Genomic DNA, 23,922 nt, shown 5'->3' with positions numbered 1-23,922 from the left:
GGAGAGCGGTGATCAACGACACTGCGCCCCACGCAGACTGGCCATTCACCAGATCGCACCGCCGGACCCAGGAGCTCCACCCATGACCCAGACCATCGACCCGATGGCCGCGTACGCCGCACTCGTGGGACCGGACGGTCCGTTCGAGATGGTCGTCGAGGACGTCCGCGGAGTCCAGCTTCCCATCTATCGCAACCGTCGCCGTGCCCTGCACGAGCTGCTGGCCGAGTCGCTGCAGCATGGCGACCGCACCTACATCGCCACCGCCGACAGGTCGATCACGTTCACCGAGCACGCCGCCAACGTCTCGTCGCTGGCCAAGGCGCTCGCCGAGGACCACGGCATCACCAAGGGCGACCGGGTCATCATCGATGCCGCCAACACCATCGAGTGGATCGAGACGTTCTGGGCCGTCGCATCTCTCGGTGCGATCACCGTCGCCTTCAACGCCTGGTGGGCCCCGCGCGAGATCGAGCACGCCCTGGCGCTCACCACGCCCAAGCTGGCCATCGCCGACGCGAAGCGAGCCGCCGACCTGGCCGCGTTCGACGTACCCGTGCTCAACCTGGAGTCCGACATCCCGCGGCTGCGCACCGCACACCCTGACGCGCCGCTCCCCTCGGCTGACGTCGCCGAGGACGATCCGGCCTGCATCATTTTCACCTCCGGCACCTCCGGCGCGCCCAAGGGCGCGACCCACTCGCACCGCAACCTGCTCGCGGTCGTGGAATATCACCGGATGAACGACGCGCTGATCGCGGCGTTCGGCAACCCGATGGACCCGCGGGACCGCTCCTACTTGATGGTCTCGCCGTTGTTCCACATCGCCAGCCTGCACAACCTCGCGATCCCGCGCCTGGCCACCGGCTCCAAGGTCGCGCTGCACACCGGCGCCTTCGACGTCGAGCGGATCTATGCGCTGATCGAGCAGGAGAAGGTGACCAACTGGGGCGCCGTCCCGACGATGACCTCCCGGATGTTGGCGGCCGACGTCGCCGACAAGTACGACCTCAGCTCGTTGACCGCGTTCTCGCTCGCGTCCGCACCCTCCTCCGAGGCGTTGAAGCAGAAGCTGCGCGAGAACCTCCCCTTCGCCACCGCCCTCGTGGACTCCTACGGCCTGACCGAGACCTCGACCGGTGTCTCGGCGGCCACCCCGATCGACCTCGCCGAGGCTCCGGGCACGGTGGGACGGCCGACGTACGGCGTGCAGGTCGAGATCCGCGACCCGCTCGGCCGGCCGCTGCCCGTGGGCGAGGAGGGCGAGGTCTGCGTGCGCAGCTGCTACAACATGCTCGGCTACTGGGAGAACCCGGAGGCGACGGAGTCCTCGATCCGCGAGGACCTGTGGCTGCACACCGGTGACCTGGGTGCGCTCGACGAGCAGGGCCGGCTGCGGTTGAGCTCGCGTCGCTCCGACCTGATCATCCGCGGCGGCGAGAACGTCTATCCCGTCGAGGTCGAGCACGCCCTGGCCGAGCACCCCGACGTCGTCGAGTGCATGGTGTACGGCGTCGCGAGCGAGGATCTCGGCCAAGAGGTCCTGGCCGTCGTGGTGCACGGAGCCACGGTCCCCTCCGAGGAGTCGCTGGCCGAGTTCCTGCGCGGACAGCTCGCCTACTACAAGGTTCCCGCCCACTGGCGCCTGACCACCGAGCCGCTCCCGCGCAATGCCACCGGCAAGGTGAATCGCGCGCAGGTCGCCGCAGGGTGATCTGCCTGCGGGTGCGCCTGCGGGTGCGCGTGCGCAACTGATGCTTTGGGGAACCGGCATCTGGGCAACTGATGCCCTGGGAGCCGGTTCCTGCGTTACTGATGCCTTGGGGATCTGCGTCTGCAGCAACTGATGCCTTGGGGGCTGGGTCCGAACCAACTGATGCTTTGGGAGCCGAATCAGGCTGAAAACACCGCCCAAACCATCAGTTAATCGTCCGGCGCCGCCCAACCCATCAGTTACGCAAGCGGCGCCCACCAACCCATCAGTTACGCAAGCGGCGCCCGCCAACCCATCAGTTAGGACGGGAGCGGGCGCCGAGCGCAGGGCAGCAGAGAGTCAGCGAGGCCGCGGGACCTGCTTGTTGATGAAGAGCCCCTCGGCCGAGACACACGGCTCGCCGTCGACGGAGATCACTCCCTCGGTCCAGATCTTGCGACCCTCGACCTTCATCTGTCGCCCGGTGATCTCGAGCTCCTGGAAGAGCGGGGTGGGGCGGTGGTAGTTGAGGGTCAGCCGTGCCGTCATCCCCGACGTACCGGCCCAGGCGTTCGAGACGCCGAGCACGTGGTCGAGCAGCATCGCGGAGACTCCGCCGTGCACGTGGCCGGGCGGGCCCTGGTAGGGCAGGCCGAGTGTGACGACTCCACCGATCGATCCGTCCTCGCGTCCGGCGAGGTGCAACGGCGGAGCGATCGCGTTCTCGGCACCGGTGATCGGGTCGTGGCGGGTGACGCCCTCGCCGGACCACATGTCGACCAGGCGGTCATCGACCGGGCCGTTGTGCTCGTCGAGGTGGTCGGCGATCGCGTTGAGCTGCGCCGCGACCGCGCCCATCTCGGCCGAGGTGCGGTCACCGGCGTGCAGCAGCGCGCTGATCACCCGCCGGGTGGCGGCCACGGCACTGTCGACACCCTCGTTCTTGGGAATCGCGGTCAGCACCTCCAGCTTCCGGGTCTCCCCCGGCACCAGCTCTGGCTTCTCGCTCATGCTCACTTCCGTTCCGGTGCGGGATCGCGCGGCAGTCCGAGGATGCGCTCTCCGATGATGTTCAGCTGTACGTCGGTCGTGCCGCCGGCGATCGTCAGCGCGCGGCTGCTCAGGAACCACCAGGTCGCGCTGCGCTCGGTCGGGTCGACGGTGAGCGAGTCGGCTCCTTGGAACTCCATCAGCGTCTGCCAGGTCGCCTGGATCGTCTCCGCGCTGGCCAGCTTGGCCACGCTCGACTCCGCTCCGGGCTCGAGTCCGGAGATGGAGCGGATCGTCTGGCGCAGACCGAGCAGCCCGCCGGCCTGGGCATCGGCGAGCAGTCGACCGAGCCTGGCCAGCTGTGCCGGCGAGCTGCGGTCGACGTGCTCGAAGAGGAGCTCCTGGGTGCCGGTGGCCGAGTTGCTGGTCATGTGCACCCGCTCGTTGGCCAGGGTGGTGATCGCCAAGCGCCAGCCCTCACCGGGCTTGCCGACCAGCATCTCGTCGGGGATGAACACGTCGTCGAGGAAGACCTCGTTGAAGTGCGCTCCCCCGGTCAGCTCGCGCAGCGGCCGGATGTCGATGCCGGGCGTGGTCATGTCGAGCACGAAGTAGGAAATGCCCTTGTGCTTGGCCGCCTCGCGATCCGTGCGTGCCAGCAGGATGGCGTAGTCGGAGCCGGCGGCGCCGGAGGTCCACACCTTCTGACCGTTGATCCGCCAACCTCCGTCGACCTTCTCCGCCCTGGTGGTCAGCGCGGCGAGGTCGGAGCCGGCGCCGGGCTCGGAGAACATCTGGCACCAGGTGATGTCACCGCGCAGGGACGGCGGGACAAGGCGCTGCTGGATCGACTCGTCGCCGTGCGCGAGCAGGGTCGGGACGGCCCAGTTGCCGATGATCATGTCGTGCGGCACGAGGTCGCGCTTGGCCAGCTCCTCGGCGATCACCACCTGGGTGACGGCGTCGGCGGCCTTGCCCCACGGCGCCGGGAAGTGCGGCGCGGTGTAGCCCAGGTTGGCCAGTTGGGCGACCGCGTCGCCGCTGCCTTGGATCGGGTCCAGCTCGGCGGAGATCCGCGCACGGATCTCCTCTGCCTCGGGCGGCAGCTCGAGGCTCAGCGGTCGTCGCGTCCCGGCCAGGGAGAGCTCCGCGACGCGCACCTCCCAGGTGTCGCTGGCGCCGAGCAGGATCGAGCTGGTCAGGGCACGGCGCAGCGCGAAACCGGCCAGGTGCTCCCAGGTGTAACCGATGCCGCCGAGAGTGTTGATCAGCTCCTTCACCACGACCAGCGTCGTGGGCACCGAGGTGGCCGCGGCCATCGCGGCGGTCAGCGTGGCCTGCCTGACCGACTCCGGGCCGGCGGCCCGTGCGGAATCGGCGGCGCGGGCAGCGTCCCAGGCGCAGGCACGGACCTGTTCGGTGCGCACGAGCATCCGGGCGACACGGTGCTTGACGCCTTGGAACTGGCCGATCCGTCGGCCGAACTGCTCCCGCGTGCCGGCGTAGTCGGCGGCGGTCGCGGTGGCCCAGTCGGCGATGCCGGCGGACTCGGCACCCAGCACGACGGCGGCCAGGTCGAGGGGCCGCTGCGCGACGATGTCGAGTACGTCGTCGCGCGGCACCTCCAGTCCGTTCGTCCGCACCGTCGCGAGACGCCGGGTCAGGTCGTGGCTGTGCTCGTTGACGACCTCTACCTGCGAGCGCTCAACGACCACCCAGGCCGTCGACCCGTCGGTGGCCACCGGCAGCAGGAACAGGTCGGCGAGCTGGCCGCCGATGATCGCGGTGCTCGTGCCCTCGACGCGCAGGGCGCCGTCGGCCAAGGGGGTGCCGACCAGGGCGGTCCGTTCTCCGGAGAGGTCGAGCGCGCCGATCGACGTACCGTCGGCGAGCCCGGCGAGGAACCGGGTGTGCCCGGCCGCGTCGAGCACGGCGGAGGCGAGCACGGTCGGCACCAGCGGACCGGGCACGAGCAGGCGCCCGGCCTCCTCGAGTACGACGGCCAGCTCGTTGAGACCGAAGCCGGCACCGCCGTGCTCCTCGGCCAGGTGCAGGCCGAGCAGACCGTTCTGGGCCAGGGTCGGCCACCAGGTCGGAAGCAGTTCCTCCTTGGCCTCCACGGCCTCGCGGACGACGTCCTCGCTGATGTGGCGACGGAGCAGGCCGCGGACCGAGTCGCGCAGGTGCTCCAGGTCCTCGCCCAGGCCGATCGCGCCCAGGCCCTTCTCGGTCAGGCTGGTCTCAGACATGTTCAGATCCGCTCGATGATCGTGGCGGTCGCGTGTGCACCGCCGGCGCACATGGTGACCAGTGCAGTGGACTTGTCCGCGCGCTCCATCTCCTCCACCGCCTGGGCGATGAGCCGGGAACCGGTGGAGCCGACGGCGTGACCGAGTGCGATCGCGCCCCCGTTGACGTTGACCTTGTCCATGTCGGCGTCGTGGGTCTTGGCCCAGGAAAGTACGACGGAGGCGAAGGCCTCGTTGATCTCGACCAGGTCGATGTCGCCGAGCTTCATCCCGGACTTCTCCAGGACGTGGGTGGTGGCCGCGATGGGGCCGTCGAGGTGGAAGTAGGGGTCCGACCCGATCATGCCCGAGGCGACGATCCGGGCACGCGGACGCAGGCCGTCGGCCTCGGCGCGCTCACGGTTCATCAGCAGCACCGCGGCCGCGCCGTCGCTGATCTGCGACGAGTTGCCGGCGGTGTGGATGCCGTCGGGGACGACCGGGTTCAGCTTGGCCAGGTTCTCCGCGGTGGTCTCGCGCAGGCCCTGGTCGCGGTCGACCAGGCGAGTCTCACCTGTGTCCACGAGGGATCCGTCCTCCTGCTTGGCCATCACCGGGGCGGTGACGGGCACGAGGATGTTGTCGAACCGGCCCTCGGCCCACGCCTGTGCTCCACGCTGCTGGGAGACCAGCCCGAGGTGGTCGGCCGCCTCACGGGTGATGCCATACTTCGCGGCGATCCGCTCCGCAGCAGTGAACTGGTCAGGCATGTCCAGGGTGAAGTCATCGGGCATCGGCATCCCGGTCCCGGGGGCGAGTGCGGCGCCGAGGGACACCCGGCTCATCGCCTCGACCCCACAGCCGATGCCGGCGTCGATCTGGCCGCTGGCGATCAGCCCGGCGATCATGTGCACTGCCTGCTGGGAGGATCCGCACGCACAGTCGATGCTGGTGCACGCGGTCCTCCAGGGCAGCCCGGCCGCCAGCCACGCGTTGCGGGTGACGTTGTTCGACTGCTCACCTGCCTGGGTGACACAGCCGCCGACCACCTGCCCGATCGAGCCGGGGTCGATCCCATTGCGGGTCAGCAGCCCGCTCTGCGCGGCCCCGAGGATCCGGGTCGGGTGCAGGCCCGAGAGCCATCCGTTGCGACGGCCCACCGGGGTGCGCACGGCGTCGACGATCACTGCTTCGGGCATGGTTCCTCCTGTTGTCCAACGGTGCCGCTCACAGTGCCTCGTCTACGGCGTGGCCGCGCTGAGGTCTCCCACTCAGTGGCCGCGAGCGGCCGTTGCCCGGCGCGGCAACGACGCGTTCGGGAGCCACCACATGGCCGATGCCTGCCACCCGTTCCCGGGGGCAGGCATCGGCGGCAGACCTGGCGAGGCAGCTGACGGCTCGCGGGGTCAGTTGAGGTTCTGCACCCCGGTGGTGTCGAGCTCGGCGACCGAGTACGCCGCGTAGGTCTGGTGCGGCGAACGGCCCTCGAAGTGGCTGCCCAGCTTGGCGGCCAGCTCGTCGGTGGAGAATACGCCCGAGTCTGCGGTGAACTTCTGCTCGACCTTCGGCGAATCCATCAGCGCGACCATGTCGCCATAGACGACGAAGACCTGCCCACTGATCCCGGCCGCGGCCGGTGAGGCGAGGTAGGACACGAACGTCGCCACCCGCTCGGGAGCCAGGATGTCGAGCTCACGCTCCTCGTTCGGGTCGCCGGCGAAGACCTTCTCCGTCATCGCAGTGCGGGCCCGCGGGGCAATCGCGTTCGCGGTCACCCCATAGCGCGACAGGCCCTGGTTCGCCGACAGGGTCAGGGCGACGATGCCGGCCTTCGCTGCGGAGTAGTTCGGCTGACCGGCCGAACCGAAGAGGAACGCCTCCGAGGTGGTGTTGACCAGACGGCCATAGATCGGAGCGCCTGCAGCCTTGGATGCGGCGCGCCAGTGCACCGCTGCGGCCCGGGAGAGAGAGGCGTGGCCCTTGAGGTGCACGCGGATCACCTCGTCCCAGTCCGACTCGGTGAGACTGAAGATCATCTTGTCGCGCAGCACGCCGGCGTTGTTCACGACGATGTCGAGCGAACCCCAGGTGTCCAGCGCCGCAGCGACGAGCTGGTCGCCGAGCGCCCACTCGCCGATGTCCCCGCGCACCGCGATCGCCTCGCCGCCGGCGGCCTTGATCTCGGCAACGACCTCGTCGCCGGCCGCGCTGTAGTCGTTGACCACGACGTTCGCGCCGGCCGCCGCCAGGGCCAGGGCCTCGGCGCGGCCGAGGCCGCCACCGGCGCCGGTCACGATCGCGGTGCGTCCGGCCAGGCTGGTCTCAGTCATTGCTCTCCTCGGTGCTTTCTTCGGTGACGTGTGCCGGGACCGTACGACGTCCCGAGACGCGGTTGCGCCGGCTCGTCCCGACCAGTGGTCGGCCGACTACGGGACGAGCCAGCGCCTCAGAACTGCGCGGAACCCCGGTGGACGACCTCGGCGCCGCCGTCGGCGAAGACCACCTGGCCGGTGACGTGCGAGTTCTCACGCGAGACCAGGAAGGCCAGCACGTCGGCGATCACCTCGGGCTCCTGGTGGCCGTTGAGCGGCATCGGCACTGCCTGGTCCATGGCGGCGACCATCCTCGGGTCATCAAAGAGCCCGGCCGACATCGGCGTCAGCACGACGCCCGGGGCCACCGCGTTGAGCGGGATTCCGGCGCCGGCCCACTCCGGCGTGACCGCGACCCGGCGTACCCACTTGGCCAACGCGGCCTTGGATCCGGGATAGATCGCGTGTCCGTGTCCCTGCTCGGTGAGCGCCTCGGCCCGGGCTCGTGCCGAGGCCTCGTCGCGGTCCGCGCAGGCCTGGTCGAGCTCGGCGTCGGAGGCGTGGACGGCGACGCTGGAGGCGACCACGGCGGCGCGCGGAGCGGACGACGCGGCCAGCGCCGAGCGCAGGCCCTCGAGCAGCTCGACCACGCCGAAGAAGTTCACCGACACCACGGCAGGCGACGTACCCGAGATGCCCGCGCACGCAACCACGACGTCGACCGGACCGTTGGCGGCGCCGAGCACGCCGGCCACCGCTTCGGCGCGGCCGGAGGTCGTGGAAAGGTCGGCGAGGACGTCGGCGTTGCGCAGGTCGACCCCGATCACCCGGTCACCGCGCGCGAGAAGGGCATCGGTCACGGCGCGTCCGATCCCGGACGCCGATCCGGTGACGACAGCAGTCCTGTTCATGTGTGCGACCCTCCGTCGACGCGGAGCTCGGCCCCGGTCAGATAGGAACCGTCCCGCGAGGCAGCAAAGGCAATCGCCGCGGCGATCTGGTCCGGATCGGCCGGACCGAGCAAGGAACGGACTCGGTTGAAGTAGGAGAAGTCCAGGTCACCCGGGACCACGTTCGCGGTGAGGGGGGTGACCGTCGTGCCCGGCGAGACGGGGACGACCCGGATACCGCGGACGACCAGCTCAGCGGCCAGCGTCTTGGAGAAGGCGAGCACTGCCCCCTTCGAGGCCGCATAGGCCGACATGTAGGGATTGCCGTGGTCGGCCGCCGTGGAGGCGATGTTCACGATCACCCCGACCTGCTCGGGCAGGTGTCGCAGTGCCTCGCGACAGAAGACCATCGTGCCGATCATGTTGACCTCGAAGAGCTCACGCATGTCGGCGACAGTGAGCGTCTCGATCGGCGTGGTCCGCTGGATCCCGGCGATGTTGATCAACACCTCGATCCCGCCCAGTCGCGTCACGGCATCGTTCACCACGCGTGCGACCGCGGCTTCGTCGGTGACGTCGACGACCGCGGTCTCGACACGTCCTGACCCGAGTGCGGACGCGGCGGTCTCGGAGAGCCCTTCCTCGTCGCGGTCCACCGCGAAGACTGCGGCTCCCTCGCTCACGAGACGGCGTACAGTCGCGGCCCCGATGCCCGAGGCCGCACCTGTGACGAGCACGTTCGTCCCACTGAACCTGTTCATGCTTCGCATGGTGGCACCCGGCTTCTGGGCTCGCCCACAGCGCTCCCGGTCAGTGGTCTCGAGCACGGTTCACTGGCAGGGGTTCGTCAACGCTCCGACCAGGCGGGAAGCAGCAGCCGACATGAGAGCCGGATGTCGTCCTCGCTCTCCTCCCGGGTGGTGCGACCGTTCAGTGCGGAGTTGAGCGCACCGAACCACGACTGCTCGATCAGCCGGACCAGCTGCTCGTCGCGCGGGGTCGGCTCCGCGATTCTTGCAGCCCGCAGGATCAGCCCCTTGAAGGCCAGGTGGGTCTCATGCGCGCCGGCCTCCGTGGCATGGAAGGCAGCGTTGTTGGAGGTCATCATCGCGTGGGCCAGCTTCGGGGAGTCGAGCATCCGCTTGGTCGCGGCCAGCATCAGGTCGGTCACCGCGTCGACGGGATCCGTGCCGTCGGCGGGCTGTGAGACCTCGGCACCGATCCGGCCGATCTGCATCCGCATCACGCCGGTGAACAGGTGCATCTTCGAGGGGAAGTAGCGATAGAGGGTGGCGATCGCGACACCGGACTCCTTGGCGATCTCCTGCATCTGGACGCGCTCGAGCCCGTGGGCGGCCCCCTGTCGCGCGGCAGCACGGAGAATCCGGTTCACCCGCTCCTGCTGCTGCGGTGAGTTCGGCTGGGCCGGCAGCCGGACCTCGGCGATTCTTGGCACTTCTCCCCCTCGATCGGTTGGTCAATGCTCGTCCGAGGGTGGGCTCCGATGCGCGGCAGCCTACCGCTCAGCGAGACCGGGCTGGTCCGGCGCGGCCAGCTGCGGTGGGCTGTGACCCGGCCACGCGATCGGCGCGGGTGCCAATGACCCGAGAGGTGTCAGATGACCTGGGATGCAGAGTACGACGTGGTGGTGGTCGGTTCCGGAGCCGGCGCGATGACCGGTGCCTACCTGGCCGCGAAGGCCGGCAAGAAGGTCGCCGTGGTCGAGAAGACCGATCGTCTCGGAGGTACCACGGCCTACAGCGGCGCGGCTGCCTGGCTCCCGGGAACCGTCGTGCAGGAGCGGGCCGGCCTGGTCGACTCGACTGAATCCGCGCGCACCTATCTCAATGCACTCCTCGACGAGCCGGACCAGGTCAAACTCGAGGCGTTCCTCACCGAGTCACCGGAGTTGGTGACAAAGCTGGAGGAAGACCCTCTGCTGGAGTTCCAGTTCCAGGCCTTCCCGGACTATTTCGAGCGGCCCGGCCGCGTGCCCGGCGGGCGCTCGTTCGTGCCCACGCCGCTGCCTCTGGAGCAGATCGGCGAGCGCCTCGACCTGGTCCGCCCACCGGTCGACCGCGAGCGCGTCGGCAAGTCGCACCACCTCGGCCAGCCGCTGGCTGCCGGTCGTGCCTACATCGGCCGCTTCCTGCTGGCTCTCGACGCCACGGGCAACGGCACCGTGCATACCGGTGTGGCCGTCGACGAACTGATCACCGAGGACGGTCGCGTCGTCGGGGTGGCCGGGAACGGCACCAACGGCGCGCGGGTCCGCCTCGCGGCGCGCGACGGCGTACTCCTCGCCGCCGGAGGCTTCGAGCGCAACCACGAGGAGCGCGCCCGGCACGGTGTCCCCGGCAATGCGGCGTGGACGATGGCCCCCGAGGGCAGCAACACCGGTGAGCCGATCGCGGCTGCGGTCGCGTTGGGCGCTGCCACCGACTTGATGGACCAGGCCTGGTTCACTCCCGGCATCGCACACCCGGACGGCTCGGCCGCGTTCACGCTGGGCTTCCGCGGCGGGCTCATCGTGGACCAGAACGGCACGCGCTATGCCAACGAGTCGCTGCCCTATGACCAGATGGGGCGACAGATGGCCGCCGACCCCGCACGCATCCCCTCGTACGTGATCTTCGACAACACCTCGCTGGGCCACATCCCCGCGATCGCGATCCCCGAGGGCGACCCCGAGGACCACCTCGCGGCCGGGACCTGGACCCGCGCGGACTCCCTGGTGGCCCTGGCCGACGAGATCGGCGTCCCCGGCGACGCCCTGGTGAGCACCGTCGAACGGTTCAACGGGTTCGCCGAGGCTGGCGACGACGAGGACTTCGACCGCGGCAAGGACGAGTTCGCGACGTACTTCGCATCCCCCGTCCTGGTGCCCGTGGCGCAGGGTCCGTTCTATGCCGCGCGGCTGCTGCTCTCCGACCTCGGCACCAAGGGCGGACTCGTCACCGACGTCGACGCGCGGGTGCTGCGCGAGGACGGCTCAGCCATCGAGGGGCTGTACGCCGCGGGCAACACGTCGGCGTCGATGACCGGGAAGCACTACCCCGGGCCGGGCGCTCCGATCGGCACCGCGATGGTCTTTGCGAGCCGGGCGGTCAAGCACCTGCTTGCCTGAGGCAGCCGGCCGTGCCGATGGGCCCGTCCGCAGACTCGTTGGTGGACCACCCACGCACAAGGACCCCGAGGCCGAGGCCGCGGGGTCCTTGTGCAGTGTGGACTACTTCGAGCTCGGCGGAAGCATCTTCTTCGAGGCCTCGTAGGCGCCGAGCACCAGCTTCGTCCGGTCGACCCCGGAGCGGATCTCGACGCCCTTCTCGTTGCCCTCGGCGACCTGCACCGGGCCGTTGCCCAGCGCGGCCAATGCCTGGCGAGCCACGTCCTCGGGCTCGGAGACGTGCAGGCCGGGCATGTCCATGTTCAAGCCGGCGCGCGCCATCGCAGGGGTCCGGGTGACGCCGAGGACGAACTCGAGCACATCCACGTCGTGTTCACGCATCTCCACCCACAGGCCCTCGGCGAAGATCCGGCAGAACGCCTTGACCGCGGCATAGATGCTGATCTGCGCCGATCCCAGGAAGCCGGCCAGCGAGCCCACCAGCAGGAGTCCGCCGCGGCGACGCTCCTTCATCGGGGCGCCGAAGAGCTGCACGAGTGCGAGCTGTGCGTTGATGTTCAGCTCGATCACCTTGCCGAACCGGTCAAGGTCACCGGTGACGAACTCGTGGCCATAGGTGTTGGCGCCGGCATTGAAGACGAGCAGGCCGACCTCAACGTCCTCGGTGAGCTCGGCGATCTGCTTGGTTGCGCCGGGCTCGGTCAGATCCACCGACAGGGTGCGGACCTCGACGCCGTGGGTACGTCGTACTGCTTCGGCGGTCTCCTCGAGCGGGCCCGGCTTGCGGGCCAGCAGGACGAGGTTGAGTCCGGCTGCGGCGAGCTGGTCGGCGAACGATGCGCCGACGCCCTCGGAGCCGCCGGCAATGACCGCCCAGGGGCCGTACTTCTCGACGGTGATGTTGTTGCTCATGCGTGTGCGTGCTCCTGTCCACCATGGCCGTGACCATGTCCATGACCCGTGCCACCGGCCATCGCTTCGGGGTTCGTCTTGAGCGGGTCCTCGATCTGGACCACCACGTCGCCGCGGTTCACGGCTGCGGTGACCGAGTCACGCAGCGACGCGCAACCGGAGAAGGCGGCACCGTTGGGACCCGACCGCGGGGAGGCGGCCCGCCGCTCGACGCAGGCCTCGATGGCCTGCGCCGACCACTGCAGCGAGGTCTGCTCCCAGCTGCTCTTGCGGACCAGGACGCAGGCCCCGCAGGCCGAGCACTCGACCGGCTGCATCGGGCCGTCATCGAGACGGTTGTCGGGACGGACAGCCATCAGACCGTCTGGCCCTGCTCGGCGGATGCCTGCTTGCGGGCCTCGACGTTCTGCGCGACCTCGGCCTTCCATGCCTCGTTCGGGCGGCTGGTGTCGATCTCGAACTCGAAGCGGTCCGTCATCTCGGGAGTGATGTCCTCGACGTCGACATAGAACTGCTCGTACCATCGACGCAGCTGGTAGACCGGCCCGTCCTCCTCGCAGAGCAGCGGGTTGTCGATCCGGGCCTTGTTCTTCCAGATCGTGACGTCCTGCTCGAAGCCGATCTTGATGAAGTCGCCCATCTTGCGGGCCATCGCGTCGGCCTCGGAGTCGTCCATGCCGGGCAGCTTCTCGACGATGATGCCGTACTGCAGGACGAAGGAGTTCTCGTCGACCGGGTAGTGGCAGTTGATCAGCACGCTCTTCACGTCGTAGCCCTCGTAGTGGTAGACGAGGTCGTCGATCATGAAGGACGGGCCGTGGTAGGAGGCCACCGAGGAGTTGCCGGTCGCCTTGGGCGCGTTGCTCCCGGCGCTCTGCGGGCGCATCACGTCCTCGCGGCCCTCACCGTTCATGAACTGAGTGGCGGTGGTGCCTTCGAAGATGTTCTTGAAGTAGGTCGGGAAGGAGTAGTGCACGTAGAAGAAGTGCGCCATGTCCACGACGTTGTCGACGATCTCGCGGCAGTTGGCGCCCTCGATCTTGATCGAGTACCACTGCCAGTCGGTCCAACCCTCGTCCTCGACGCCGTCGATCTTGGGGATCGTCACGTCGGCCGGGGGCGGGTTGCCCTGGGGGTCGTTCCAGACGAAGAGCATGCCGTCCTGGACCATCGTCGGCCAGGACGCGGTGCGGGCACGGAGCGGGACGCGGCGGGCATAGGGGATTGCCTTGCACTTGCCGTCGCCACCCCAGCGCCAGTCGTGGAACGGGCAGGCGATCTCGTTGCCCTTGACCGTGCCCTGGGACAGGTCGCCGCCCATGTGCCGGCAGTAGCCGTCGAGCACGTTGACCTTGCCGTCCTCACCGCAGAAGACGACGAGCTTCTCGCCGAAGGCGTTGACCTGGTGCGGCTTTCCGTCCTGGAAGTCCTTGGCCAGGCCCAGGCAGTGCCATCCGCGGGCGAATCGCGTGGGTGCCGCATCGGCTTCGATGCGACGGACTTCGTCCTCGACTGCAGTCATGACATGTCTCCGTCCAAGTTCGGGCTGGGGGTGCCCTACGACCATCTCTCATTCGAGTGTCAATGGCACCCCTTCCCCTGGGGCTCGGCAGTCCCACTCATCGGAAGACCGCCCACTGTTGCGAGGCTGGAAACTGCATCGTGACCGGGTGAACGATCAGGTGCTCGACAACGTCCGTGACCTCCTCCCCATCATCGCCGCGCGTGCGGTGGAGACGGAAGAGGCTCGTCGCGTTCCCGCCGAGACCATCGCCGAGCTCACCGAGGCCGGTTTCTTCAGGCTCCTGCAGCCGAAGCGGTGCGGCGGGCTCGAGCGGAACCCGATCGAGTTCTACGAGTCGGTCCGGGCGATCGCCGGCGCCTGCGGCTCCACCGGATGGGTGGCCTCGGTGATGGGCGTCCACCCGTGGCAGCTCGGCATCTTCCCCAAGGCTGCGCAGGACGAGGTGTGGGCCGACGACTCCAACGCCCTGATCGCCTCCTCCTATGCGCCGATCGGCAAGCTGACCGCGGTCGATGGGGGCTACCGCCTCAACGGCCGGTGGAGCTTCGCCTCCGGGATCGACCACGCCGACTGGGTCCTGCTCGGGGCGCTCGCCGTGGACGCCGACGACAAGCCGGTGGACTTCATCACCACCCTGGTCCCCCGCTCGGAGGTCACCGTCCTCGACGTCTGGGACACCATCGGCCTGCGCGGCACCGGCAGCAACGACGTGGTCGTCGACGACGTCTTCGTCCCGGCCCACCGCAGCCTGCGCAACTTCGTGCACTCCCGCCTCGAGGGCCCGGGCCAGAAGGTCAACAAGGGCCCGCTCTACCGGATGTCGTTCGGGGCGCTGTTCACCACGACGGTCACCGCTCCCCTGCTCGGCACCGTGGCCGGCGGGCTCACGTCGTACGTCGACGCGATGGCGGACCGGATGCGGCTCAGCCTCGGCGGTGGCCGCTTCGCGGAGGACCAGTTCGCCCAGATCGCCGTGGCGCGGGCGTCCTCCGAGATCGACGCCGCGATCCTGCAGATGGACCGCAACATCGCGGAGATGTACGCCGCTGCCTCGGCCGGTGCGGAGATCCCGATGGAGCTGCGCCTGCGCACCCGTCGCGACCAGGTCCGCGGGACCGAGCGCGCACTCACCGCCATCGACATCCTGTTCAAGACCGCCGGCGGCAACTCGTTGCGCCGCGACAACCCGATCGGGCGCGCGTGGCGCGATGCCCACGCGGGTTCGGTGCACGTGGCCAACGATGTGGAACGCACCCTCGCGCTGCACGGCAAGGGTGCGTTCGGGATCACCGTCGAGGACAACCTGATCTGAGTCGAGGGCGCCCGGCAGGGTGCTCAGCCCGTGCCGGCCGCACGACGCACGCGGGCGCCCCGCCAGTCGGCGTACGCCCGCGGTTTGGGTCCACAACGGGTGATCCGTTAGAACCTCAACAATCGCCTGTTCGGCGCGCAACAACTGCAGGCTCGACGACCAACAACTGCCGGTTCGACGCTCAACAATTGCCTGTTCAGCGCGCAACAACTGCAGGTTCGACGCTCAACAACTGCCGGTTCGCGAGGCGACGGTCCGCCCTGCGCGGCGGCCGAAGAAGGTGCCGTCGCCCAGCGACGTACCGGACACGTAGCCGTCACCGTGGATGCCGGAAGTAGCCCGTCCGGCGGCGAAGAGACCGGGGACCGGTGCCCCGGCCAGGGAGATGACCTCCCCGTCGACGCTGGTCCTCAATCCACCGAGGGTGAACCCGGAGAAGCCGCTGCCCGGTGTCTGGCCGGTCCTCCCGGCCGGCGCGAAGCCGAGCCGGGGATCGACGGCGGCCCAGGGACCTTCGAGGGTCCGGACCCACTTCGGGTTCTTGTGGAAGAGCCCGTCCACGCCGTCGGCGGCGTGCCGGTTGTAGAGCCCGACCGTTGCCTCCAGGGAACCGATCGGGAGACCCAGGTCGATCTCCAGCTCGGCCAGGGTCTCGGCGGCGTGCTGCGGCCGCACACCCCAGAGGTCCTGTTCGGGGATCGACTCCAGACCGGCCTCGTCCACGATCGCCCAGCACGGGCCGGGCTGGTGGAACGCGGCGTGGCTGAAGACGCCCGGATAGGCGTCCTCGTTGATGAAGCGCTGGCCGAGACCGTTGACCAGCATCCCGCGCACCAGCATTGCCGGCAGCGCCGTGTAGGCGACCTCGATCGAGGCCATCCGGCGGATCGCACCGCCGACCGACTGGCCCAGCGCGATGCCGGAGCCGTCGTCGAGCCCATCACTGACCTTGCCGTGCCCGAGCAGCGCCGGAGCGTGGTCTGCCAGCATGTCTTCGTTGTCGACGAAACCACCCGTGGTGAGCACGACGCCGTTGCGGGCGCGATAGCTGACACTCTCACCGAACTTCCGCGCGACCACCCCGACGACCTCGTCCCCGTCCACGACCAGTGAGGTCGCGCGGGTGTCCACGTGCGTCTCGACTCCGGCGGAGCCGGCCGCAGCGACCAGCGCCGCCATCACGGTGTGACCGGCCCAGCCCTCGGTCGAGGGCCGGTGGCCGCGGGGAACGGGTCGGGCCTGCTCGGTGTAGGGCCAGGCGTTCTCGCCCAGCCACATCAGCCCGTCCTGCGTGGGCGGCATCCAGGTCGGCGCGTCATAGAGCGACTCGGTGAATTCCACCCCGCACTCGCGGAACCATTCGAAGTGCTCGACGCTGCCGTCGCAATAGAGCCGCAGCTTGTCGAGGTCGGCGTTGGGCCCGAGCGCCGAGGCCAGATAGGCGAACATGTTGTCCGCGTCGTCGGCGAAGCCGCACGCCTGCTGCACAGCGGTCCCGCCGCCGAGATAGAGCTCACCCCCGGACTGTGCCGAGGATCCGCCCGGGCCGGAGGCGCGTTCCAGCACAACCACCGAGGCGCCGGCCAGGGCCGCTGCCTGTGCAGCGGCCGCTCCGGCACAGCCAAAGCCGACCACGACGACGTCGACCTCGTGGTCGAACTCGACGTCGGCCACCGGGACCGGCGCACCAGTAGGCCGTGGGCCAGTCCCGGCGTCAGTCCCGGCGGGGTCGCTGGATGTCACGGCGTGGTGAACGCAGCCAGCGGCTCGGAGCCGGACCAGTCGTGGCCCCAGTAGGAGTCGGCGGTGATCTCCTCGGCCGTGTAGTGCTCCTCGTCCACGAGCATGCCCTCGCAGCCATATTCCAGGTCCCAGCCACCGGGCGCGCGGACATAGAACGAGACCATCTTGTCGTTGGTGTGCCGACCCAGGGTGGAGGAGAGCGTGAAGCCCGCCTTGTTCACCTTGTCCAGCGCACGGCCGACGGCGTCGAGCGAGTCGACCTCCATCATCAGGTGCACCAGGCCGGGTGCCTCACCGTGCGGGGCCGGGCAGACGGCCAGGCTGTGGTGGCGACGGTTGACACCCATGAACCGCACCCGGCGCACCGGCGGCGGCGAGGTCGGGCCGCCGATCCGGATCGCACCACGGGGCAGGAAACCGAGCACCTCGGTGTAGAACGCGACGGTCTCGTCGGGCCGGGTGGTGGGCAGCACGACGTGCCCCATCCCCTGCCCGTCGGTGATGAACTGCTGGCCGTGGCCGGTGAGAACCGGGCTGTGGTCGAGGACGGGGCCGAAGAAGACCTCGACCGGCGTGCCTGCCGGGTCGTCGAAGCGGATCCCGGCCTCGATCCGACGCTCGTCGCACTCGTCCTGGTCCAGCATCTTCACCCCGTAGCCGGCGGCCTCGACCGCGCGGCCGACGGAGGCGAGCGCGAACTGGTCGCGCACCTCCCAGCCGACGGCGAGCACGCGGTCGGAGTCGCCCGGTACGACGACCAGGCGCGCGGCCCGCTCATCCATCCGCAGGTAGAGGCCGTCCGGGTCGGAGCCGGTGGTCTCCTGCATGGCGAGGCAGTCGACGGTAAGTTCCCGCCAACGCGGGATGTCCTGGCTCTGGACCTTGAGATAGCCCAGTCCGCGGATGTCGGTCATTGGTCGTCCTTCGTGTCGTGCGAGCAGGTGGGGTGGGTCAGATCATCGAGAGCATCGGGCCGGGAGGCGGCGTCACGTCGATGTCGAGCAGCGCCGCGGCGTGGAACACCGAGCCGGGCACGTGGATCGCGTGCGCCAGGCCCATGTGGCCGTCGCGCCAGAACCGCTGAATGGGGTTGTCCATCCGCATGCCGTTGCCGCCCGAGCGGGCGACCACCTCGTCCATCGCCCGGACTGCGCGCCACGCGGCGGCGACCTGGGTACGACGCGATGCGGCGCGCTCCTCGAAGGTGACTTCCTCGCCACGCTTTGCCTTGTCGTAGAAGAACGTGACGTTGTCGAGGATCGCGGTGCGCGATGCCTTGATCTCCTCGGCGGCCGCGCTGATCGCGAACAGCACGTAGGGGTCGTCCTTCACCTTGGTGCCGGTGATCTGGACGCGGGTCTTCTGGTAGGCCAGGTGGGCGTTGAGGGCGCCCTCAGCGATGCCGATCACGGCCGAGGTGATGCCCAGCGGGAATGCCGTGGTGAACGGGATCCCGAAGCACGGGTCGGTCTGGCCGGAGTCGGCCAGCTGGGAGCCGTTGAGGAACCGGCCGAACTCGACGACGCGGTATTCGGGGATGAAGGCGTCCTTGACGATGACGTCCTTCGAGCCGGTGCCACGCAGGCCCACGACGTCCCACGAGTCTTCGACGATCTCGTAGTCGGAGCGCGGCAGGACCACGTGGTAGTTCTTCGGCGGCATGATCGTCTTGCCGTCCTCGTCACCGAGGAACGCGCCCAGGAAGATCCAGTCGCAGTGGTCGGTGCCGGACGAGAACTGCCAACGCCCGTTGAAGATGTAGCCGCCCTCGACCGGACGCAGCACACCCATCGGGGCATAGGGCGAGGCGATCCAGGTGTCGTGGTCCTCGCCCCAGATCTCCTCCTGGAGCTGTGCCGGCATCATCGACATCTCCCAGGGGTGCACGCCGACGATGCCGGAGACCCATCCGGACGAGCCGTCGAGCGAGGCGATCCGCATGACCGTCTTGGCGAACTCCGCCGGGTGCGCCTCGGAGCCGCCGTACTTCGCGGACTGGAGCATCTTGATGACGCCGCTCTGCCTCAGGATCTCTGCCGCACGCGGCGTGAGCTTGCCGAGCTTCTCGTTCTCGGGGCCGAGGGCCGCGATCTCGTCGGCGTGCTCCTCGATGAAGTCCAGCACCGGGTTGGTCATGTCGGTCTCTTCTCTGTGCGCGTGGTCTGCGTCAAGTTCACGTCGGTAATGCGTCGTTGTCCGGCCACCTCCCGGTGATCGGGATCGGGTGGAGGTGGGACTCCTCAGGCGGGCGGAACCGCGCGGGCTGCGGCCTCACGGCCGGCTATCCGACCGAAGGCGAGCGCGTCGGCGATGTGGAAGCCGCCGTCCTTGCCCCAGCTGTAGGTCGAGCTCACCTCACCGGCTGCATAGAGTCCGGTGATCACCTCGTGTCCGGTATCGAGCACCCGGGCCCGACCGTCACGACGCGGCCCGCCGTTGGACCAGCCGAGCATCGGAGTCACCGCCAACGCATAGAGCGGACCGGTCAGGTCCAGCGGTGTCATCCGGTTCGGGTCGCGACCGAAGACCTGGTCCGTGCCGGCCACTGCGGACCGGTTGAACGTCTCCACGGCGAACCGCAGGTTCTCGGCATCCAATCCCGTCTTCGCCGCCAGGTCCTCGAGACTCGCGCCCTTGACGATCTTCCCGCTCTCGACCTCTGCGGTGTTGTCCTTGCTCCACGCCACGCCCGCCATCAGCAGTCCCCAACCCACGTTGAGGAGCTCGGGTCCGGCGCCGAGCGGGCCGGCTGTGAGCATCGGCTCGTCGAAGATCATCGTGGCGCCGTGCAGTGGGTGCAGCTCGACACCGTGGCCGTCGACCACGTGGCCGTGGCGCCCCGGGATCACCTCGTTGCGATAGCGGCGGCCATCGTCGTTGACATGCAGGAAGCTGTTCGCGGAGAACAGTGAAAGATAGGTGCCCCAGCCGTCGGTGTCGATGCCCATCTGGGTCATCATGTTGCCCATGTGCCACAGGTCGGCACCGATCGCCTGCGCCATCCGCTGCCCGTCGCCGGTGCTGTGCGGAGTGCCCCAGATCGGCGCGGAGGGCAGGCGCAGGTAGTCGTTGACCATCTGCCGGTTGGCATGGAACCCGCCGGTCGCCAGAACGACGCCGCCGCGGGCGGCGTACTCCCGCACCCCGTCTGCGGTCTCGACCCGGACACCGGTGACGACGTCGCCGGTACGCACCAGCTCGGTGACCGGCGAGTCGAAGTGGATCTCGATGCCACGGTCGCTGGTGGCCTTGCGCATTGCGTCGAAGAACGCGAAGCCGCCGAGCGTGCCACCGACAGCGTGCATGCACTTGTAGGTCTCGCTGGCCTCGGCGTCGTGGTGCTCGGCGCGGGTGTGGAACCCGGGACACACCTGCACGTCGGCGCCGATCGACTCCATCCACGCGGAGTTCTGCACGACCTCGTGGGCCCAGGCCTCGATGACATCTTCGGCCAGGGCGAAGTCGCCGCTTATGGCCCGCAGGAACGTGGCGGCGAGCTTCTCGTCATCCAGTACGGCCCAGCCACCACCCGAGACCCGGCTGTTGCCGCCGGCCTCGGACTCGGAGGCCTTGTCGAGCATCAGGACCGAGGCCCCGGCGTCGTGGGCCGCGATGGCAGCGGTGCTGCCGGCGGCGCCGGTGCCGACCACGATGACGTCGTACGTCGTTTCGGTGTGGGTCACTGCAATGCTCCTGTCAGTTGGCAGCCGCGTGGCGTGCCGCCACGTAGCCGAACACCATGGAAGGACCGATCGTCGCGCCGGGCCCGGCATATTCGTTGCCCATCACTGAGGCGGTGGCGTTGCCGGTGGCATAGAGGCCCTCGATCACCGATCCGTCCTCGCGCAGCACGCGAGCGTGCTCGTCGGTGACCAGGCCGCCCTTGGTGCCGAGGTCGCCGACGACGATCTGGAACGCGTAGTACGGCGCCTTGTCGACCCGGTCCAGGTTCGGGTTCTGCAACGTCGGGTCACCGTAGTAGCGGTCATAGGCGCTCTCGCCGCGGCGGAAGTCGAGGTCGACACCGTCCTTGACGAAGCCGTTGAACCGGGTGACGGTCTCATTCAGCGTCTCGGGCGGTACGCCGATCGCGGCTGCCAGGTCGGTGAGGGTCTCTGCCTTGTACGCGATCCCCTTCTCGTAGAAGGCCTTCGGGATCGGTGCGCCCGGCAGGATCTGCGCGAACGGATAGCGGGCGCGGGCCCGGGAGTCCATCACGAACCAGGCCGGGAGGTGCTTGCCCTCGAGCTGGTCGTGGACGAAGTTCACATAGGGCGAGGCCTCGTTGGTGAACCGCTTCCCGTCGCCGGAGACGATGACGTGGCCGGGGATGGCTCGCTCGGAGACGAGTGGGATGGTGGCGCCCATCGGGTGCTCCACCGACGGCATCCACCAGGCGTCGTCCATCAGGTCGATGGCGGCACCGAGTTGCTGGCCGAGCAGGATCCCGTCACCCGTGTTCTCGCGGGCACCCAGGCTGTGGTTGGCCCGCCCGCCTTCGGGCAGGTGCTGCTCGCGCATCTTCGGGTTGTGGTCGAAGCCCCCGGAGGCCAGCAGGACGCCCTTGCGCGCCCGGATCCGGCGTACCTCGCCGTCGCCGGTCTTGCTGCGGACCTGGGTGACGATGCCGGTGACCCGGCCGTCCTCGGTGATCACGTCGGTCATCGCGGTCTGCAGGCGCAATGGGATTCCGGCGTCCTTGAGCGCCATCCGCATCCGGGCCACCAGTGCGCGGCCGCCGGTCGCCATGTGCCGGCGGGCGAAGAAGTTGGAGAAGACCCGCCAGGCCGCGACCAGCGAGGCCTTGCGGCCCTGCCAGGTGCGCTTGACCATCGCCAGGTCGTGGTAGTCCTTGCTGGTCACCCACAGGCCGAGCGGGCCCTTCATGCTGTTGGGACGCTGGAACTGCTCGTCCTCGCGCAGTTTGCGGGTGTTGAACGGCTTCGGCTCGATGGATCGGCCCAGCGGTCGACCGCCCTCGAGCTCGGGGTGGTAGTCCGCGTAGCCCTTGGTCCAGTCGAACTTCATCCACTTCGACTTGTCCAGCATCTCCATGGTCGCGGGACCGTTGTCGATGAAGGCGTCGAGGCGCTCACCGGGCACGCGGCCCTCGGTGAGCAGGTCGAGATAGCGGCGGATCGACTGCCGGGAGTCGTCGTGGCCCCTGCGACGCAGCGTCGGGTTGTTGGGGATCCAGACGCCGCCGCCGGAGATGCCGGTGGAGCCACCGAACTTCTTCGCCTTCTCGACCACGAGGACACTCAGGCCCTCTTCGGCTGCGGCCAGGGCCGCGGTCATCCCGCCGCCGCCGGAGCCGACGATGACGAGGTCGAACTCCTCGTCGAAGTCCTGCGTGCCCGTGCTCATCTCAGGCCTCCCGCGTCAGGAAGGAGATGACGGTGGCTTCCCAGGCGGTCTTCGCCTCGATCATCGCCCAGTGGCCGCAGTTGGGGAACACGTGCACCTCGACCTGCCCGATGGTCCGCATCGGGAGCAGCATCATGTCGACCGGGCTGACTCGGTCGTCGCGCCCCCAGGTGAGCAGGGTGGGCGCGGTGATCTTGTGCAGCATCGCCCAGTACGGCGCCTCGTTCGACTTCTCGGCTGCCTTCGCCATCGCCTGGAGGACACCACGTCCATACATCCGCTTCGAGGCGGCCAGAGTCTCCGGCTCTAGGGCGAGGGCGAGCCGCTCCTCAATGAGTTCCTCGGTGACCAGGGACTGGTCGAAGACCATCGAGTTGAGCCACGCGATGAGTCGCTCGCGGGTCGGGTCCTCGACGAAGTCAGTGAGCAGGTTGATCCCCTCGCCCGGGGACGGGCTGAAGATGTTGCGGCCCATGCCGCCGATCGTCACGAGGCGCTCGACCCGGTCGGGGTTGGCGATCGCGAAGCGGGTGGCGACCACGCCGCCCATCGAGTTGCCGATGATCCGGGCCTTCTCGAGGCCGATGCCGTCGAGGAATGCCGAGACCGACGGCAGCGCGGCGGCCATCGGGTGCAGCTTGGTGTCGTCGCTGACGCCGAAGCCGGGGAACTCGAGGATGTAGGTGTTGAAGTGCTCGGCGAACCGGGCCAGGTTGCCGCGATAATTGCGCCACCCGGTCACTCCGGGGCCGGAGCCGTGCAGGAGGACCAGCGGCGGGGCATCGGGGTCACCCGCCTGGTGGTAGCGGAGCACGCCGTGCTCGGTCTGCAGCTCTCGCAGTGTGCCCTCGCGGGTCAGCTCATCAGTCACCCTTGAACGCTAGGTTCCCTGCGCCGGCGGGGCTGGCGGCGATCCCGATCACCGGGAGGCGCTGGCCCTGTCTGCCCCTGTCCTGCCCCTGTCCTGCCCCTTTCCTGCCCCTGTCCTGCACTGCGCCGGGTGAGCGCTGCCCGAGTCCGTGGCTCCGACGCGCCTGCAGCTGCGCGGTTGGCAGCACGATCTGCCACTGACCGGGATCAGCACTCCTCGCTGCCCGGTGCACTGTCGATGATCTGCGCCATGAGCATCGACCTTGGACCTGCCCCGCAGCACAGTGCCGTCGATCCGATGGCCATGCGCCGGGCGATGGGCATCTTCGCCTCCGGTGTAACGGTCGTGACCGGCCTCGACGACGACGGCCCGGTCGGCTTCGCCTGCCAGTCGTTCGCCTCAGTCTCCCTCGACCCGCCACTGGTCCTCTTCTGCGCCGACCACGGTGGCCGCAGCTGGCCGCGGATCCGCGCGACCGGACGGTTCTCGGTCAACGTCCTCGGCGAGGACCAGGACGAGCTCTGCGGTCGGTTCGGCTCCAGCCGCGGCGCGCGCTTCGACGGCCTCGACTGGTCCGTCTCCGCATGGGGCACGCCCTCACTCCCCCACGTGATGCTCCGCGTCCACGCCGAGGTGCACGACGTACACACCGCCGGCGACCACGACATCGTCATCGGCCGGGTCCTCGAGCTCGAGCCCGGAACCCCGGAGCGCCCGATGCTCTTCTACCGCGGCAAGTTCGGCGTCGACCACGTCGACCAGGCTCGCGACGGCCAGGCGCTGCTCGAGTCCGGTCTGGACTGGGCGAACAGCAACCGCTGGGGCTGACTCTTCGGCCCCTGGCGGCCTAACTGATGGGTTGGGGCTCAGGGCTCGTCTAACTGATGCCCTGGGGTCGCGGTCTCGACTAACTGATGCTTCGGGAGGCCAAATCAGCCTGATCAGTCCCCCA

General features: G+C 69.1%; 20 protein-coding genes. 4 read left to right on the top strand and 16 right to left on the bottom strand.

All coding sequences use genetic code 11. The features are described from left to right. The first annotated feature begins 82 nt into the window (after positions 1-82). Positions 83-1,714: a steroid-24-oyl-CoA synthetase gene (gene casG / locus BJ980_RS14380; protein ID WP_179502927.1), complete on the top strand. Its 1,632-nt coding sequence runs from the start codon at positions 83-85 to the stop codon at positions 1,712-1,714. A 339-nt stretch (positions 1,715-2,053) separates the two neighbouring features. On the opposite strand, the gene BJ980_RS14375 is transcribed toward casG, so the two are convergent. From BJ980_RS14375 to BJ980_RS14345, 7 genes are all read right to left on the bottom strand, one after another. Then, on the bottom strand, positions 2,054-2,704 hold the full coding sequence (locus tag BJ980_RS14375; RefSeq protein ID WP_179502926.1) for a PaaI family thioesterase: 651 nt from the start codon (positions 2,702-2,704) through the stop codon (positions 2,054-2,056). A 2-nt stretch (positions 2,705-2,706) separates the two neighbouring features. Then, positions 2,707-4,932, bottom strand: a complete 2,226-nt coding sequence (locus tag BJ980_RS14370; RefSeq protein ID WP_179502925.1) for an acyl-CoA dehydrogenase family protein — start codon at positions 4,930-4,932, stop codon at positions 2,707-2,709. A gap of 2 nt (positions 4,933-4,934) precedes the next feature. After that, complete coding sequence (locus BJ980_RS14365) at positions 4,935-6,110, bottom strand: steroid 3-ketoacyl-CoA thiolase (RefSeq protein ID WP_179502924.1); 1,176 nt, start codon at positions 6,108-6,110, stop codon at positions 4,935-4,937. A 207-nt stretch (positions 6,111-6,317) separates the two neighbouring features. Further along, positions 6,318-7,241 (bottom strand): 3-oxoacyl-ACP reductase, encoded by a 924-nt coding sequence (locus BJ980_RS14360; RefSeq protein ID WP_179502923.1) that lies wholly within the window; start codon positions 7,239-7,241, stop codon positions 6,318-6,320. A 116-nt stretch (positions 7,242-7,357) separates the two neighbouring features. After that, positions 7,358-8,134 (bottom strand): SDR family oxidoreductase, encoded by a 777-nt coding sequence (locus BJ980_RS14355; protein WP_179502922.1) that lies wholly within the window; start codon positions 8,132-8,134, stop codon positions 7,358-7,360. Further along, positions 8,131-8,874 (bottom strand): SDR family NAD(P)-dependent oxidoreductase, encoded by a 744-nt coding sequence (locus BJ980_RS14350; RefSeq protein ID WP_218855522.1) that lies wholly within the window; start codon positions 8,872-8,874, stop codon positions 8,131-8,133. The genes BJ980_RS14355 and BJ980_RS14350 overlap by 4 nt, the downstream gene beginning before the upstream one ends. 86 nt (positions 8,875-8,960) lie before the next feature. Next, complete coding sequence (locus tag BJ980_RS14345; RefSeq protein ID WP_179502920.1) at positions 8,961-9,569, bottom strand: TetR family transcriptional regulator; 609 nt, start codon at positions 9,567-9,569, stop codon at positions 8,961-8,963. A gap of 162 nt (positions 9,570-9,731) precedes the next feature. On the opposite strand from BJ980_RS14345, the gene BJ980_RS14340 reads away from it, so the two are divergent. Continuing rightward, on the top strand, positions 9,732-11,240 hold the full coding sequence (locus BJ980_RS14340) for an FAD-binding protein (protein ID WP_179502919.1): 1,509 nt from the start codon (positions 9,732-9,734) through the stop codon (positions 11,238-11,240). Positions 11,241-11,342: 102 nt separating this feature from the next. On the opposite strand, the gene BJ980_RS14335 is transcribed toward BJ980_RS14340, so the two are convergent. Genes BJ980_RS14335 through BJ980_RS14325 form a run of 3 tightly spaced genes read right to left on the bottom strand, consistent with a single transcriptional unit; the run spans position 11,343 to position 13,674 of the window. Continuing rightward, positions 11,343-12,152, bottom strand: coding sequence for an SDR family NAD(P)-dependent oxidoreductase (locus tag BJ980_RS14335; RefSeq protein WP_179502918.1), 810 nt, complete (start codon positions 12,150-12,152; stop codon positions 11,343-11,345). After that, positions 12,149-12,508 (bottom strand): hypothetical protein, encoded by a 360-nt coding sequence (locus tag BJ980_RS14330; RefSeq protein WP_218855521.1) that lies wholly within the window; start codon positions 12,506-12,508, stop codon positions 12,149-12,151. The genes BJ980_RS14335 and BJ980_RS14330 overlap by 4 nt, the downstream gene beginning before the upstream one ends. Next, positions 12,508-13,674 carry a 3-ketosteroid-9-alpha-monooxygenase, oxygenase component gene (locus tag BJ980_RS14325; protein WP_179502917.1) on the bottom strand — a complete coding sequence of 389 codons (1,167 nt, stop codon included), beginning with the start codon at positions 13,672-13,674 and terminating at the stop codon, positions 12,508-12,510. Before BJ980_RS14325 ends, BJ980_RS14330 begins: the two co-directional genes overlap by 1 nt. 148 nt (positions 13,675-13,822) lie before the next feature. On the opposite strand from BJ980_RS14325, the gene hsaA reads away from it, so the two are divergent. Further along, positions 13,823-14,989, top strand: a complete 1,167-nt coding sequence (gene hsaA, locus BJ980_RS19500; protein ID WP_179502916.1) for a 3-hydroxy-9,10-secoandrosta-1,3,5(10)-triene-9,17-dione monooxygenase oxygenase subunit — start codon at positions 13,823-13,825, stop codon at positions 14,987-14,989. A gap of 225 nt (positions 14,990-15,214) precedes the next feature. On the opposite strand, the gene BJ980_RS14315 is transcribed toward hsaA, so the two are convergent. From BJ980_RS14315 to BJ980_RS14290, 6 genes are all read right to left on the bottom strand, one after another. Beyond that, positions 15,215-16,663, bottom strand: a complete 1,449-nt coding sequence (locus BJ980_RS14315; protein WP_179502915.1) for an FAD-binding protein — start codon at positions 16,661-16,663, stop codon at positions 15,215-15,217. Between the two features lie 65 nt (positions 16,664-16,728). Next, on the bottom strand, positions 16,729-17,646 hold the full coding sequence (locus BJ980_RS14310) for a VOC family protein (RefSeq protein WP_179502914.1): 918 nt from the start codon (positions 17,644-17,646) through the stop codon (positions 16,729-16,731). A gap of 37 nt (positions 17,647-17,683) precedes the next feature. Continuing rightward, positions 17,684-18,868, bottom strand: coding sequence for an acyl-CoA dehydrogenase family protein (locus BJ980_RS14305; protein WP_179502913.1), 1,185 nt, complete (start codon positions 18,866-18,868; stop codon positions 17,684-17,686). A 104-nt stretch (positions 18,869-18,972) separates the two neighbouring features. After that, entirely contained in the window at positions 18,973-20,415 is a 1,443-nt protein-coding gene (locus tag BJ980_RS14300) for an FAD-dependent oxidoreductase (protein ID WP_218855519.1), read from the bottom strand. 13 nt (positions 20,416-20,428) lie between these two features. Continuing rightward, a complete protein-coding gene (locus BJ980_RS14295) occupies positions 20,429-22,099 on the bottom strand; it encodes an FAD-binding protein (RefSeq protein WP_179502911.1) in 1,671 nt (556 codons plus the stop codon). Between the two features lies 1 nt (position 22,100). Further along, the gene (locus BJ980_RS14290) at positions 22,101-22,970 is read right to left on the bottom strand and encodes an alpha/beta fold hydrolase (RefSeq protein ID WP_179502910.1); all 870 of its coding nucleotides are present in this window, start codon (positions 22,968-22,970) and stop codon (positions 22,101-22,103) included. Between the two features lie 249 nt (positions 22,971-23,219). Here BJ980_RS14290 and BJ980_RS14285 point away from each other — a divergent pair, with 249 nt between their 5' ends. After that, positions 23,220-23,798 carry a flavin reductase family protein gene (locus tag BJ980_RS14285; protein WP_218855518.1) on the top strand — a complete coding sequence of 193 codons (579 nt, stop codon included), beginning with the start codon at positions 23,220-23,222 and terminating at the stop codon, positions 23,796-23,798. Positions 23,799-23,922: the final 124 nt, after the last annotated feature.

This window comes from Nocardioides daedukensis (assembly GCF_013408415.1).
Lineage (GTDB): Bacteria > Actinomycetota > Actinomycetes > Propionibacteriales > Nocardioidaceae > Nocardioides > Nocardioides daedukensis.
This window is presented reverse-complemented; position numbering and strand designations above follow the sequence as displayed.